Raw genomic sequence first — 14,344 nt, forward strand, 5'->3', positions numbered from 1 at the left:
TGCTGACACCCATTCTGTCAAACGCCATCAGGCTCACAAAGCAGCAGCGTGATCTGCAATGGCCCTGCGTCGTCTGCCAGAACGCCGATCTGAACGACGATCTGAACGACGCCCCGGATTGCTCGACATGTTCTGGTTCTTCGTGCGTTCATTGAGATCAATGGACGACGGATCAATAGGCAGACGGTCAGGAATGTTCTGATAATCGCCATACTTGAGAGCAGCCCTGAACATGGCCAGCGCATTCTCAGGTTTCACACCCGGATGCATGGAGTTGGATGAGCAGAGAACATGACCACCGCCTGGTGAGCCCCTCTCGATTGTCTTTCGGGTTTCCTCTTCCACTTGGTCCGGGGTGCCAAAGACCAGAAGGTCGAGACAATCGACATTGCCAAACAGGCACAGGCGGCCCTGCAGATGAGCCTTTGTCTCTCCAATATCCATACATTGCGGCTGAATGGGGTGAAAACCGTCAAAACCGATTTCAGCCAGGTCATCCACCAGAGCCCACATATTACCGTCGGAATGCTTGAACACCTTCATACCCTTGCTGTGAGCATGGTCGACAATTTCTTTCTTATAAGGTGCGATAAATTCCCGGTAATGCTCAATCGACATCAGCGTGTAATCATTGCCGGTCAGATCTCCGTCCAGAGCCATGATATTGGCACCAAGCTCGTGCGAGATATCAATGACCGCCTTGTTGAAATCCGTCGTGATCCGCCCGACCGCATGGGCCATGTCGGGATCCTGGGCAAAATCGAGGAATGATTTGTCCATCCCGCCGCGAACCAGCCAGCCCTCCTGAAACGGGCCGTTGATCGACTGCACATGCGCGCGATCCTTTCCGAACCGCCTGACCATGGTTTTCAGCATGCGGAAATCGGTTTCATCCAGCAGGGATGCCATATCAAACCGTTCGGCATCCTTGAGCGTCTTGACTGGCCCGTCCATGATGGCGGGAATACCGTGATCGGACAGCATGAAACCACGGCCATATTTATCCACGCCCCAATCTTTCGTCTGTGGCTCAAGGCACGTGGAATAGGCGACCCAGCTGGCATCTATGTCCAGCTCTTCCATCAGACGACAATAGACATCCAGCACCGCATCACTTTCCTCACCATGACGGGTAGCCTCATCGGACTTCTGCGGTTTCTGCACGTCATATCCAAGCAATTCCGCCATACCCCAGATGACCCGCTCGTCCAGCCAGTCAAAAAATGGCACTCGATCCGGCTGCTTGCAGTCCAGAGCCATCATCATCCGTTCGCGTCCATTCATGCCAAGTCCTCCCTGGGTCATGAGATGAGGCTACGGCACAAAGCACCTCGACTATTTGCATAAAATCCCGATAAATTGACTTGAAGCACCATTCACGCGAGAGTGACACATGGATCACACACCGCTGACACGCCGCGACTCATTCGGGATATTTCTGACGCCCGGTTTCTCGATCTATGCCTTTACCATGGTCATCGAGGTGCTGCGCGTCGCCAACAAATATCTGGAGGCTCCAGTCTATCACTGGCAGGTTCTGACCCTGGATGGCATGCCTGTTCTGGCCTCCAACGGCATGAGTGTCTCACCCCATGCCAGCATCCATGATGTGGATGGCCTCGGCACACTGTTTGTCATCGCCAGCTATAATTACGAGGACTCCTATTCAAAGGCGCTGTTTGGCTGGATGCGGCAACGGGCGCGCCTGGGAACTCGCATTGGAGGAACCGATACCGGTCCCTTTCTCCTCGCCAAGGCTGGCCTGCTCGACGGACATCCGACAACCGTACACTGGGAGGGGCTTGAAGCCTTTCGGGAGGATTTCCCGCATCTCACGGTCACAGATGACCTGTTCACTCTGTCGGAAGGTCGATTCACCTGTGCAGGCGGTGCCGCCAATCTGGACCTGATGTTGAACCTCATCGCCCTTGAACAGGGGCCGCACCTGGCAGAACGGGTGGCACAGGGTTTCATTCACGATACGATCCGCTCACCATCTGACGACCAACGTCAGGCCAGCGATCACAAATGGCGGGACAACAACACCACACTGGCACTGATTCTCGATTGTATGGAAGACAATGTGGAAGCTCCCCTGTCGCTGAGAGAACTAGCCCGGCAGACCAACATGACCAAGCGCACCATCGAACGGACTTTCGAGAAAACAATCGGTACCCCGCCCATGCGTCACTATCTGACCATCAGACTGAACAAGGCCCGCAATCTGGTGCTCTACTCTCAGCGCGCTTTGGTAGAAATCAGCCTCATCTGCGGTTTTTCCTCGCCCGCCGTTTTCTCCAGAGCCTTCAAGACCCAGTTCGGTCATGCACCACGAGATTACAGAACGCTGTTCGCCCGCCAGGGCCTCGGGACAGTTCGGTCAGATAATCCCCTGCCCGTGCTCTCCATCAGAAGCGATGGCCTCAACACACAATAGAAGACCAGATCCATGACCGATTTCGAAACCGATATTCTTATCATTGGCGCTGGCATGGCGGGCGCCGGAGCTGCGGCCTTTCTGGCCAGACATGCAGATGTTCTCCTTATCGAACGCGAGGAACAACCCGGCTATCACAGCACCGGCAGGTCAGCCGCCATCTATATAGAGAGCTACGGACCGGATCTGGTTCGGACACTCAATCGGATGAGTTCGGATTTTCTCAGGAACCCGCCCTTTGCTGAAATTGATGGCACGCTCTTGAAGAGACGAGGCCTACTTTATCTCTCGCGCCCCGAGAACGAAGCCGCTTTCGATGGTTTTCTCAAGGCAACGCCCCATCTTCAGGAACTATCCCTTGAGGAAGTCAGCAAACGGGTCCCGATTCTTGATATCTCACAATTGTCTCGTGCGGCCTATGAACCGGAAGCGCTCGATATTGATGTGGACCGCCTGCATCGGGGATGCCTGCACCATGCACGAAACAACGGCGCACAGATACGCCTCAAAACAGAGATTATATCTGCCCAAAAACAAGAACAGCACTGGTTCATCAAAACCAGCCAGGGCACCATCAAAGCCAGAATTCTCGTCAATGCGGCAGGTGCATGGGCAGATCGGGTTGCAGAATTGTCAGGAGCCCGGCCACTCGGCCTGATACCCATGCGGCGTACGGCGGCAATTCTTCCTGCACCAGATGCCATGGATATTGCCGACTGGCCTCTTTTCGTTGAAATGGCAGAAGACTGGTACGCCAAGCCGGAGGCTGGCAAACTGCTCGTCTCACCTGCGGATGAAGATCCTGTTCCCCCTTCGGATACATATCCGGATGACATGGTTCTTGCCGAAGGGCTCTATCGGTTTGAGCAGGCAGTTACCATCCCTGTCTCCCGGGTGGAACGCTCATGGGCCGGTCTCCGGACCTTCGCGCCGGACCGATTGCCGGTCAACGGTTTTGACCCGGATTGTCCGGGCTTCTTCTGGCTTGCAGGTCAAGGTGGCTATGGCATCCAGACAGCCCCTGCCATGAGCCACATAGCAGCAAATCTCATTCTTGATCGGCAGTCGGACGTCACGCCTGAAACGCTCAATGGCCTGGCCCCTTCGCGTTTCAGCCGTTAGAGCGCGTTGCGCCAAAGTGGGGATCGGTTTGGCGATAAACAACTCGCGTCATCAAAGACATAGAGCATGCGTATGAACCCTGTTCATCGCAAAATGCGCTAGCCTTCAGAACCTGTAAAACCTGATCCGCTTGCCGACACCAACGCTGCGCTGTGACGGACCAAGGCAGAGGATACCGTCAACGACACCCGGTTCCATAGTGGACGGCTGATGCTCTTCCGGGTCAACACAAGCCAGCATAGGCAATCCGAATTCATTCAATGCTGACACCTGCACAGGGAGCGTCTCATATCCGGTAGCGCTTCCCTCTCGGGAAAAGGCACTGATGCCAATAGACTGACCGTCATCATCAGCGGTGCAACCCGACATATGCTGCACAGCGCCATCAAGGATCAGTGCGGCCACATTCAGACCCAGCCACCTGTCTGGAGCAAGCACATACCAGCAGTCATCAAGGCATCCACAAAAGACGATTCCACCGCCAGGCACATCTATTGTGAAAAAGCTCGCTCCTATGGAGAGAAGCATCTCCTTGGTTTTCCGAACCGTGTCCGTACAGACAACGGCAATCAGATCACAGGAGGCTGAAAGGTTCAGCATACTGTCCTCAATCTGGGCCGGGTCCGGATCAACGCCAAGCTGGGACAGAATCTGGACAGAAGGCTTCTCAAATCGAGACGCCAGCATCGCCCCAGGCGCATCAGCCCCGTCACTGGAGGATATGATACCCAGCTGCAAGCGCCTGCGAACCGGAAGAGCGGGCAGTCCGGCACGTGCGGCCAGATAAATGCACTCGGGATCAATCAGACTGTTGCCGGAGAAAAGCTCCTGCCCCTTGTGATAAAGACTTCCCGGCTGAAGAACATGATCCCTGTCGGCGATATCCTCAACCGCCCCTACACTCACAAGGTCATCGGTAACCGTGCAACGGGTATCTGCAACAACCAGATCTGCCCAGTCAGGGACGGGCTGCCCCTTTTCAATCCTTTGTGCCACACGTTTTGGCGTTGGCAGACTGTGGACATTCTGAGCTTGCCGGTCTGAAAGCAGCCGCGCAGGTATAAGGCGCAAGGCCCCCGCTTCCAGGGCTTCTGAACGCCTCACCGCATATCCACTGGCAGCAGCAAGGCGCTGATCAGGTATCGGCTTTGCACTGAGAACATCCCTTGCCAGAATTCGACCTGCACACTGGTCGAAGGACAACAGGTCACATTCTTCAACAGGCTTCATTGTATCTTTGAGACAGTCAAAGGCTTCAGGAACAGAAAACTCTTTGAGATGAAAATCACTCATCAGACCCTGCATATTCTTGTTCTCATTTGGGGCCTGAAGCCCTTAGGGTCAAAACTCATTGCCCACGTCCATTCTGCGATAGTCATTTTTTTGTCCGGCACGACGGAGGTTCGCAGGAAACCTTCCGGTTTTCAAGGAGCTCCAACAAAGCCGGGCGCTAAAATGACCCCGCCCTTTGGGTTCATTAGGGAAGCGCAGCCTGACCACAAACAACAGCTTGAATAGGATCCCGCCTGTCCTGCACTCCTGTTTGTGTCCATTCCGCCCTTCCCTGATGAACAGAATGGGCATGAGCAATGAGTCTTGACCCTAATTCGCCCTCGACGATGAAACGACACCCGGATACTGATAGAAACAGTTTCAGACCCGCGACCGAGGATCATCAGTCATGACCACACTGGGAGAACATCTCATCACACTGCTCACCAAATACGGTGTTGATACAGTTTTTGGAATTCCCGGTGTCCATACGGTTGAACTATATCGCGGTCTTGAAACCTCAACAATCCGCCATATCACACCGCGCCATGAACAGGGTGCCGGTTTTATGGCGGACGGATATGCCAGAATGACCGGAAAGCCGGGGGTTTGCCTGGTTATTTCAGGACCCGGCCTGTCCAATATTGCCACCGCAATGCTGCAGGCACGAGCCGATTCAATCCCGATGCTGGTCCTCTCTGCGGTCAATGCCACCGGACATTATGATTCGGGTCGCGGTTATCTCCACGAGATGCCAGACCAGCGAGGGTTTGCCGGAGAGGCCGCTCTTTTCTCGCGAACGATCCAGACTCCGCAGGAATTGCCGGAAGCGCTGGCGCGAGCATTCGCCATCTTTTCCAGCGCCCGGCCAGGCCCGGTTCATCTGGAAATCCCTCTCAACGTCATGACGGAGATTGTTGAGCCGGACGCTCTGAAATCCTATCCGCTTCCCTCATCGCCAGCCATCGACCCGATCTCACTTGGGGATCTTGCGCAACGATGCAGTCAGGCAAGGAAGCCGGTCATTCTGGCGGGCGGAGGCGTCAGCCCTGTTGCACGGGATGATTTACGGCAACTGGCTGAAAAACTCGATGCACCTGTCATCACCACCATCAACGGACGCCGCCTGATGGCCCCGGATCATCCCCTGCATGTTCCATTCAGCCCGAGCCTTGAAGAGGTCCGGGCACTGGTTGACGATGCCGACCTTGTCCTCGCTTTCGGAACTGAGATGGGGCGAACAGATTATGACATGTACGACACGGGCCGCTCAGTTGATCCTGCCTTTCTGGCGCGCGTTGATATAGACCCGCAAATGCTCTGCCGCTCCATCAGACCAGACCTTCCAATTACCGGTGACGCAGCCAGGGCAATTGCGCGCCTGAATGATGACGTGCAGCAGACCGCCCCCTCAAACGACGGGGCCGGGAGAGCGAAAGCCACCCGCACAAAGGCCTGGGCAGTACAACCAGCCTCCTATCAGCAGAACATCGGGCTGCTTGAGCAGATCCGTGCGCTGGTCCCAGAGACCGTTTTTGTCGGCGATTCAACTCAACTTACCTACGCCGGAAATATGGGATTTGCCCCAGATACCAGCGGCGGCTGGTTCAACTCCGCCACCGGTTTCGGCACCTTGGGCTATGCATTGGGCGCAGCCCTCGGGGCCAAAGCGGCCACCCCTTCACACCATGTCCTCTGCATGATGGGCGATGGGGGTATCCAGTTCACACTTGGCGAACTGGGCGTAGCCATCGACCACGACCTGCCGATAACCATTCTAGTCTGGGACAATGCCGGATATGGCGAGATCAAATCCTACATGGTGAACAGGCAGATCAAGCCTGAAGGCGTCAATCTGACGCCTCCCGACTTTGTCAAACTGGCTGAATCCTATGGCTTTGACACAGAACAGGTGACAGACATGGACAGTTTGCCAGATGCAATCAAAAAGGTCGCGGATCGAAATCGCCCGGCGCTGATTCACTACAGGGTTTCCCGGTCCTGATCTGGTCGCCCAAGCCCGCTTAAAATCGGGCAGTCCGGGCGATTATCCCCCGGGCAGCAGGCGACGAGAGCAGCCAAGGTTTCCCGCAATTCTCTCAATTCCCCGAGCTTGCGGTCGAGATCCTCCAGATGATGCTCAGCAATAGCCTTGACGTCAGCGCTTGAACGGTCCTGGTCCTCATAGAGCGACAGCAACTGCCTGCATTCAGCCACGGAAAAATCAAACCGTCTAGCTCTCTGCAGAAACCGCAGTTTGTGCACATGTTTATCGGAATAATCCCGATAGCCATTCGGCCTTCTATCCGGAACAACGAGACCCAGCTCTTCATAATAGCGAATAGTCTTTGCGGGTAATCCACTCCGGCTGGAAGCCTCACCGATATTCATCATCCTCAACTCTGGCTGAGTTCAACACCCGGCTATCTTATCATTTTGGAAACGGCTGCGATAAGTTTCTGTTGCGACATGTATCAAGTCAGGTCACCATTGCCCCTATCTCAATTGACAGGAGACCGTCTTGGCACGCCGGTTCTACGATTTACCTTCTCTGACCACCCTCGCCGTCTTCGAGGCCTCGGCCCGTCATCTCAGTCTCAAAGAAGCAGCCTCTGAGCTGAGTGTGACACCAGGCGCAGTGACCCGGCAAATCAAGGCACTTGAGGAAGAGCTGGGCTCTTCTCTGTTCAATCGCATCCATCGTGGCGTGGAATTGACCGACGAAGGTGCCCTGCTCTATTCTGTCCTGTCACAGAACTTCAACGAAATATCCAACACCATCAGACAGATAAGACACAAACGATCACCCGTTGATGTGACGATTGCAGCCAGCACTGCAGTTGCCACAATGTGGCTGATGCCACGGATCGGTGAATTCTGGAGAAGTTTCCCCGACATCACCGTCAATCATCTGATTTCTGATGATCCGGTAGATTTTCTAAGACCCGAACTTGATCTGCGCATTCGCTATGGTGATGGCTCCTGGCCCGGAGAAACATCGCAACTCCTGTTCAGGGATGAGATTTTCCCTGTAGCAGGTCCCGATTTCCCGCAAGACCGGGTCGCGATTGAAGAGATTCCCAATCTGCCGCTTCTTCGACTGGAATCCGGAGGAAATCGCTGGCCAACATGGGAGGACTGGTTCCGGGCTACCGGGCTTGATGAACGCCTTGTATCCGGGCGTCGCTTTAACAATTACGTGATTGTTCTTCAGGCCGCACAGGACAATCAGGGCGTCGCGCTTGGATGGCAAATGCTCATTCAACCACTTCTCGATCAGGGAAAGCTGAAACGGCTAACTGACACAGGTATCGAGACAAAAAGCGGTTATTACCTGACCTGGCGCGACGACCGACCGCTGAGTGATGAAGCGGAAACCATCAGAGCCTGGCTTCTGGATCACTATCTCAGTTGACTTGAAATCAATCAATTGCGCATAGAATGCCTATTGAATTTGGATGAAAAACACGGCCTTCTAGTTAAGAATTAGAATAAATCCAGCCTAGGGGATGCCGGACGTCACACCAGCTGGTTTCTCAGGAGGGCTTTACTCATGAAAATGATCGACAAGTCAGTACTCGAAGCCGTTATGCGCCCGGTGAACACCGCCAACGGCCTGCCAAACGAGTTTTATACCGACGAGGCAACCTTTGCCGAAGAAAAGCAGAGCGTTTTCTTTGACAACTGGGCTGCTATCGGCTTTGCGAAAGACATCCCTGAAAGTGGCGATGCCATGCCGGTCAATTTTCTCGGTCAGCCGCTTCTTGCCCTGCGCAACAAAGACGGCAACGTCCGCGTTTACGAAAATATCTGCCGTCACCGCGGGATGATCCTGGTAGAAGAACCGAAGAAAATAACCGGCGCAATCCGGTGTGCCTATCACTCATGGTGCTATGACCTCGATGGCAAGCTGCGCGCAACACCACATGTGGGCGGCCCCGGTAACAACACTCATGAGGATGTGAATCGCGATCAGCTTGGACTGAATATTGTTCGCTCCCACGTCTGGATGGACATCATTTTCGTCAATGTGTCCGGCACAGCGCCAGCCTTTGAGGACTATGCCGCGCATCTTCTTCAGCGCTGGAAAGAGTTCGATCATCCGATCTATCACGGCGGCCCGGATTCAAGCTTCAAACTGGAAATCAAAACCAACTGGAAGCTGGCCGTAGAAAACTACTGCGAATCCTACCACCTGCCATGGGTTCACCCGGGTCTGAACGCCTATTCCCGGATCGAAGATCACTACAACATCAATGAATATGGCCACTATGCCGGCCAGGGAACGGTTGTTTACAACCCGACCCTCAATGACGACGGCAAGACGCTGAAAAACTTCCCCGATCTGTCTTCAAAATGGGATACGGGCGCTGAATATATTGCGCTGTTCCCGAATGTTCTGCTGGGCGTTCATCGCGATCACACCTTCGCAATCATTCTGGAAGCCATCGACATGCACAACACGGTCGAGCATGTTGAGATCTACTACACAGATCCTGAGATGCTGACCGACGACTATGCCACATTACGCCAGCAGAATGCCGGTATGTGGAAAGGCGTGTTCGTCGAAGACATCTTTGTTGTTGAAGGCATGCAGAGAGGCCGGAGTGCCCATCAGTTTGATGGCGGTCGCTTCTCACCGGTTCTCGACACGGCAACCCACTGCTTCCATCACTGGGTCGCTTCCCGTTTCATGCCGGAAGCCGAAGCAGCAGAATAATGACTGATCTGAAAGCGCTTGATGCCAGCATCATGGATGCTCACGAGCGCGAAGACCTCCACGCACTGGCCAGCCTGTATGGCCAGGCCGGTGCGATCATGGAAGCAGAGCAGGATATCGACGCCGCCTGCTTCCTCTATACCCAGGCCTATATTTTCTCACTGCAGGCCGGACTGCCGGATGCACAGAGGCTGAAGAACATTCTGCACGGCTATGGTCGTGAAACTGAAGACTGAAACGACAAACTGAATTCATCTCAGGATGACATGTGTTTTGTCGCATATCGTCAAACAAACAGACAAAATCTCACAATCAGAGACATCTCAATCGGTAAGCTCTTTTGAATAAACAGAAGACACAGATCCGATGGACCGGAGCAATCCATGAAAACGCATGTGCGCGTGGCAGTAATCGGCGGTGGCCTTGTTGGCTGCTCAATCCTCTATCACCTGACGAAACTTGGCTGGAAAGACGTCGTTCTTCTGGAACGTGACGAGCTGACCTCCGGTTCAACATGGCATGCGGCTGCCGGTATTCACGGCTTGCATGATAACAACAATATTTCCAAGCTTCAGTACTATACAATGAAGCTCTACAAGGAACTTGAGCAGGAAACCGGTCAGGGCTGCGGCATTTTTCAGCCAGGCTCCATCTATCTGGCCCAGACCAAGGACCGTGAACATCAGCTCCGCATTCAGGCCGCCAAGGCGCGTTATTTCGACGTTGATTTCCACGAAGTATCCATTGCTGAAGCAAAGGAACTGCATCCGCTGGTCGACTTCACCGGCATCCGATGTGCCATGTTCGAGCAGGATGGCGGCAATGTGGATCCGTCCGGTGTCACCCATGCATACGCGCAGGGTGCCAAACAGAACGGCGCAGAAATCTATCGCTTCACACCTGTGGTCGAAACCAATCAGCGGGAGGATGGCACCTGGGACGTAGTGACGACCAAAGGCACCATTCATGCCGAAATCGTGGTCAACGCCGCAGGTCTCTGGGGCCGCGAAGTGGCCAGGATGGCAGGTTTCGAACTGCCGCTGATGACCATGGAACATCAGTATTTTGTCACTGAAACAATTGAGGAAATCGCTGGCATGGACCGCCGCCTGCCATCGATCGCCGATCGCGACGGAGAATATTACCTGCGTCAGGAGGGTCTGGGCCTTCTGGTCGGAGCCTATGAGAAAGACGGACGCTTCTGGGCCGAAGACGGCACACCGATGAATTTCGGCCACGAACTTCTGCCTGACGATCTGGACCGTATTTCCGACAACATCATGCGGGCCTGTGAACGCATTCCAGCCCTGGCCGAGGCCGGTATCAAACGGGTGATCAACGGTCCGATGATCTGGTCCCCGGATTCATCCGCCCTGTTTGGCCCGGTGCCGGAGCTGAAAAACTACTACTGCTGTAACGGCATTATCCCGGGCTTCAGCCAGTCCGGTGGTCTAGGCTCGCTTCTCGCCCAGTGGATTGTTGAAGGTGAACCTGAGCTGGATCTCTTCCCCTGGGACATGGCTCGCTATGACAGCGCCTGGGCGACCAAGAGCTTCACGAAGGCACGGGCGCTTGATTGCTATGCCCATCGCTTCAAAATCCATTTCCCGTTTGAAGAACGCGAAGCAGGTCGCCCGGCCCGCATGCGTCCGGTTTATGAACGGCAAAAGGAAAAAGGCGCTGTCTTCGGCCTCAACTATGGCTGGGAGCACCCGCTCTGGTATGCACCAGAAGGCGTGGAAGCAATTGAAGACTATGGCTTTGAACGCCAGGCATGGTTCAAGCATGTGGGTAATGAATGCCGTGCCCTGCGTGAAGCAGTTGGTGTCATCGATGTCTCCAACTTCGCCAAATACGAGATAAAAGGCCCCGGTGCTCATGACTGGCTCGACAAGGTCGTCGCCAACAGGGTTCCGACCATTGATGGCCGATCCTGCCTGACACCGCTTCTCGGGAAGCGTGGCGGCATCGCTGGCGATTTCACCATCACAAAACTGGCGGATGACCATTATTACATGGTGGGCTCGGGTATTGCCGAGCGTTACCACAAGCGCTTCTTCAATGCAGTGCCCTTGCCGGAAGACACAACCTTTGACTGCCTGACAGAATCCTGGACAGGCTTCAATATCGCCGGACCAAAGGCCCGCGACCTGATGCTGCGGCTGACCGATGAAGATCTGTCTAATGACAGCTTCAGGTTCATGCGGTCCAAAGTCATGACTGTGGCCGGGATTGAGGCCCGGGTGCTGCGCGTGTCCTTCACCGGTGATCTTGGCTATGAGGTCTATGTCCCTCAGGAGAAACAGCTCGCGCTCTATGACGCCCTGTTTGAAGCAGGAACTGACCTGGGCATCGTGCCGGTGGGTGGTCGTGCGCTTGGCTCCTTGCGCGTTGAGAAGGGCTATGGAAGCTGGAGCCGCGAATATTCCCCGGAATACTGGCCGCAGGAAGTCGGCCTCGACCGGCTGATCAAACTCGACAAGGGAGACTTCCTTGGCAAGGACGCCTATCTGGCGCTGAAGGACAAGACCCCTCGCGAAATGCTCAGCCTCTTCGAAGTGAACGTTACAAACGCAGACGCCACCGGTGGTGAACCGATCTTCGCCGAAGATGGCACTCCTGTCGGGCGCGTTTCAACCGGCGCCTACGGATTCACATGCGGGAAGTCCCTCGCCCTTGGCTTCGTCAAGACCGAGTATCACAAGCCCGGCGACACTTTTGAAATCGCCATTCTCGGCCAGCCCCACAAGGCGGTGCTTCTGGACAAGCCTCCGTTCGATCCGGATGGAGAGCGTTTGCGGGGGTAACCTCTCGCCGATCGCAACAAGCCTTACCTCCGATAAGAGACCCGGATCAGCCCTCTTGATCCGGGTTTTGTCTTTGCATACACAGCGTTCTGAGCATTATCCCGACTTGCCACCGAACCACATGCTCCACATCACACGGTCTTTCAGAACAAACCGGTGGAACAACGCTCCGGCAATATGGATGCCAAGCAATATCAGCACGATATCAGCCAGATCTCTGTGTTCAGCCAGAAGCTTGTAAACAAAGTTGGTCGTTGGCGGGGACATCGAATTATAGGTTGGGAGGAGAGAATAGAGCTCCGCCGTCCGGCCATCCTGACTGCGCGCAATCCACGGCAGAACCGGCAGGATGAAGCAGGCTATTCCCAGCCCGAAGTGAAAAAGGTCCAGAATTTTCGGCCGGACACGCTCCCTTGCCAGACGGATAAACGCTGATAACCGCACCAGCAGCCAGATCAGCAACAGCAAACCGGCGAGCATGCCCGATAAACGATGAGCAGCGAACAGAGCATCCCGCACCCAGACCGGCATGCTCGTATGGAAATCAAACGCCTTGTAGGCCGTCGCAAAAGCCACAATGAACAGCACAACCACACTCCAGTGAAGAAGCCGGATTGCGAGCGCCTTGCGTCGGGTTATCTCTCCAACCCCAAAAGCATCTGTCCAACTGTCTGACGATTGCGACATCCCGGATATCTGGCCTTTGCTTCCTGGACTGTAGATCCTAGGGTCAAGACTCATTGCTCACGTCCATTCTGCGATCGTCATTTTTTCGTCCGGCGCGGCGGAGGGCCGCAGGAAACCTTCTGGTTTTCAAGGGTCTCCAACAAAGCCGGGCGGTAAAATGACCTCGCCCTTCGGGTTCATCAGGGAAGCTCAGCCTGACCACAAACAACAGCTTGAATAGGATCCACCTGTCCTGCGCTCTTGTTTCTGCCCATTCTGCCCTTCCCTGACAAACAGAATGGGCGTGAGCAATGAGTCTTGACTCTAGTCAGCTTGCCAGAGACCAGATGCCGTGACTTCTCACATTGCGGTGATGGTCTCTCCAACGACATCCGGTTCCTACGACAAGAAGCAGCACCATCACCAGATGAAGCATAGACACAGGGTCACCGCCGGACTACATCAACAGATAGATGATTTGAACCGGGACACGACCATGACCGACACCGCTCCTTCCCTTGCTTCCGATGCTCCTCTGCTACGTGAGCAGATTGGCACCACGCTCCGACTGACCATGAACCGGGCCAGAAGCCGCAATGCCCTGTCTGAGGAAATGCTGGACGCTCTGACAGAAGCCTTTAAAGAGGCTGGTGAAGACAAAAGCGTTCATGTGATTGTTCTGGCAGCCGATGGCGATGTGTTCTGTGCCGGCCATCACCTGAAGGAAATGACCCTGCACCGGGCTGATGAGGACGGCGGTCGCGCCTATTTCGCCGATATCATGGCGCGCTGTTCAGCGATGATGATGGGCATCGTGAAATGTCCCAAGCCAGTGATTGCCGAAGTTCAGGGCATGGCCACGGCAGCCGGATGCCAGCTGGTGGCCACATGCGATCTCGCCATCGCAGCCGACCAGGCGGAATTCTGTACTCCGGGAGTCAATATCGGCCTTTTCTGCTCAACGCCCATGGTGGCTGTCAGCCGTAATCTGCAACGCAAACAGATGATGGAAATGCTGCTCACCGGTGAAATCATCGACGCAATCACTGCCAAAGGCTATGGCCTCGTCAACCGGGTGGTTCCTAAACAGTATCTGCGCACGGTCATCGATAAATATGCCAGCGAGATCGCCTCGAAATCCCCCCTCACCCTGAAAATCGGCAAGGAAGCCTTCTACAATCAACTCGATATGCCACTTCAGGAAGCCTATGATTATTGTTCGCAGGTCATGACCGAGAATATGCTGGCTCGTGATGCGGAAGAAGGCATCAATGCGTTTATCCAGAAGCGGCAGCCGGAATGGACCGGCGAATAAGGGCA

At 54.8% G+C, this 14,344-nt stretch carries 12 protein-coding genes; 8 read left to right on the top strand and 4 right to left on the bottom strand.

Annotation, left to right across the window (positions count from 1 at the left end; genetic code table 11):
* Positions 1-33 precede the first annotated feature (33 nt).
* Positions 34-1,284 carry a uroporphyrinogen decarboxylase family protein gene (locus tag RA157_RS00170; RefSeq protein ID WP_350334468.1) on the bottom strand — a complete coding sequence of 417 codons (1,251 nt, stop codon included), beginning with the start codon at positions 1,282-1,284 and terminating at the stop codon, positions 34-36.
* A gap of 109 nt (positions 1,285-1,393) precedes the next feature.
* On the opposite strand from RA157_RS00170, the gene RA157_RS00175 reads away from it, so the two are divergent.
* A complete protein-coding gene (locus RA157_RS00175; protein ID WP_350334469.1) occupies positions 1,394-2,437 on the top strand; it encodes a GlxA family transcriptional regulator in 1,044 nt (347 codons plus the stop codon).
* Between the two features lie 12 nt (positions 2,438-2,449).
* Entirely contained in the window at positions 2,450-3,559 is a 1,110-nt protein-coding gene (locus RA157_RS00180; RefSeq protein ID WP_350334470.1) for an NAD(P)/FAD-dependent oxidoreductase, read from the top strand.
* A gap of 105 nt (positions 3,560-3,664) precedes the next feature.
* Here the strand turns inward: RA157_RS00180 and RA157_RS00185 are convergent, their stop codons facing one another.
* Positions 3,665-4,852: a molybdopterin-binding domain-containing protein gene (locus RA157_RS00185; protein WP_350334471.1), complete on the bottom strand. Its 1,188-nt coding sequence runs from the start codon at positions 4,850-4,852 to the stop codon at positions 3,665-3,667.
* A gap of 388 nt (positions 4,853-5,240) precedes the next feature.
* On the opposite strand from RA157_RS00185, the gene RA157_RS00190 reads away from it, so the two are divergent.
* Positions 5,241-6,836 carry a 5-guanidino-2-oxopentanoate decarboxylase gene (locus tag RA157_RS00190; RefSeq protein ID WP_350334472.1) on the top strand — a complete coding sequence of 532 codons (1,596 nt, stop codon included), beginning with the start codon at positions 5,241-5,243 and terminating at the stop codon, positions 6,834-6,836.
* On the opposite strand, the gene cueR is transcribed toward RA157_RS00190, so the two are convergent.
* The gene (gene cueR, locus RA157_RS00195) at positions 6,815-7,222 is read right to left on the bottom strand and encodes a Cu(I)-responsive transcriptional regulator (RefSeq protein WP_350336243.1); all 408 of its coding nucleotides are present in this window, start codon (positions 7,220-7,222) and stop codon (positions 6,815-6,817) included. The genes RA157_RS00190 and cueR overlap by 22 nt on opposite strands.
* Before the next feature lie 130 nt (positions 7,223-7,352).
* On the opposite strand from cueR, the gene RA157_RS00200 reads away from it, so the two are divergent.
* From RA157_RS00200 to RA157_RS00215, 4 genes are all read left to right on the top strand, one after another.
* Positions 7,353-8,246, top strand: a complete 894-nt coding sequence (locus RA157_RS00200; protein WP_350334473.1) for a LysR substrate-binding domain-containing protein — start codon at positions 7,353-7,355, stop codon at positions 8,244-8,246.
* 138 nt (positions 8,247-8,384) lie between these two features.
* On the top strand, positions 8,385-9,551 hold the full coding sequence (locus tag RA157_RS00205; protein WP_350334474.1) for an aromatic ring-hydroxylating oxygenase subunit alpha: 1,167 nt from the start codon (positions 8,385-8,387) through the stop codon (positions 9,549-9,551).
* Positions 9,551-9,787 (top strand): hypothetical protein, encoded by a 237-nt coding sequence (locus RA157_RS00210; RefSeq protein ID WP_350334475.1) that lies wholly within the window; start codon positions 9,551-9,553, stop codon positions 9,785-9,787. The genes RA157_RS00205 and RA157_RS00210 overlap by 1 nt, the downstream gene beginning before the upstream one ends.
* Before the next feature lie 147 nt (positions 9,788-9,934).
* Positions 9,935-12,358, top strand: a complete 2,424-nt coding sequence (locus RA157_RS00215; RefSeq protein ID WP_350334476.1) for a GcvT family protein — start codon at positions 9,935-9,937, stop codon at positions 12,356-12,358.
* A 96-nt stretch (positions 12,359-12,454) separates the two neighbouring features.
* On the opposite strand, the gene RA157_RS00220 is transcribed toward RA157_RS00215, so the two are convergent.
* The gene (locus RA157_RS00220; RefSeq protein WP_350334477.1) at positions 12,455-13,045 is read right to left on the bottom strand and encodes a cytochrome b; all 591 of its coding nucleotides are present in this window, start codon (positions 13,043-13,045) and stop codon (positions 12,455-12,457) included.
* Positions 13,046-13,520: 475 nt separating this feature from the next.
* Between RA157_RS00220 and RA157_RS00225 the strand changes: the two genes are divergently transcribed.
* Positions 13,521-14,339, top strand: coding sequence for an enoyl-CoA hydratase (locus RA157_RS00225; protein WP_350334478.1), 819 nt, complete (start codon positions 13,521-13,523; stop codon positions 14,337-14,339).
* The last annotated feature ends 5 nt before the right edge of the window (positions 14,340-14,344 follow it).

Origin of the sequence: Coralliovum pocilloporae, assembly GCF_030845175.1 — a bacterium.
In the GTDB taxonomy this organism is placed as follows: domain Bacteria; phylum Pseudomonadota; class Alphaproteobacteria; order Rhizobiales; family Cohaesibacteraceae; genus Coralliovum; species Coralliovum pocilloporae.

Bases quoted from the DNA above. Each gene is read 5' to 3' on its own strand.
- RA157_RS00170 (WP_350334468.1), bottom strand. From the start codon at position 1,284: ATGAATGGACGCGAACGGATGATGATGGCTCTGGACTGCAAGCAGCCG.
- RA157_RS00175 (WP_350334469.1), top strand. From the start codon at position 1,394: ATGGATCACACACCGCTGACACGCCGCGACTCATTCGGGATATTTCTG.
- RA157_RS00180 (WP_350334470.1), top strand. From the start codon at position 2,450: ATGACCGATTTCGAAACCGATATTCTTATCATTGGCGCTGGCATGGCG.
- RA157_RS00185 (WP_350334471.1), bottom strand. From the start codon at position 4,852: ATGAGTGATTTTCATCTCAAAGAGTTTTCTGTTCCTGAAGCCTTTGAC.
- RA157_RS00190 (WP_350334472.1), top strand. From the start codon at position 5,241: ATGACCACACTGGGAGAACATCTCATCACACTGCTCACCAAATACGGT.
- cueR (WP_350336243.1), bottom strand. From the start codon at position 7,222: ATGAATATCGGTGAGGCTTCCAGCCGGAGTGGATTACCCGCAAAGACT.
- RA157_RS00205 (WP_350334474.1), top strand. From the start codon at position 8,385: ATGAAAATGATCGACAAGTCAGTACTCGAAGCCGTTATGCGCCCGGTG.
- RA157_RS00210 (WP_350334475.1), top strand. From the start codon at position 9,551: ATGACTGATCTGAAAGCGCTTGATGCCAGCATCATGGATGCTCACGAG.
- RA157_RS00215 (WP_350334476.1), top strand. From the start codon at position 9,935: ATGAAAACGCATGTGCGCGTGGCAGTAATCGGCGGTGGCCTTGTTGGC.
- RA157_RS00220 (WP_350334477.1), bottom strand. From the start codon at position 13,045: ATGTCGCAATCGTCAGACAGTTGGACAGATGCTTTTGGGGTTGGAGAG.
- RA157_RS00225 (WP_350334478.1), top strand. From the start codon at position 13,521: ATGACCGACACCGCTCCTTCCCTTGCTTCCGATGCTCCTCTGCTACGT.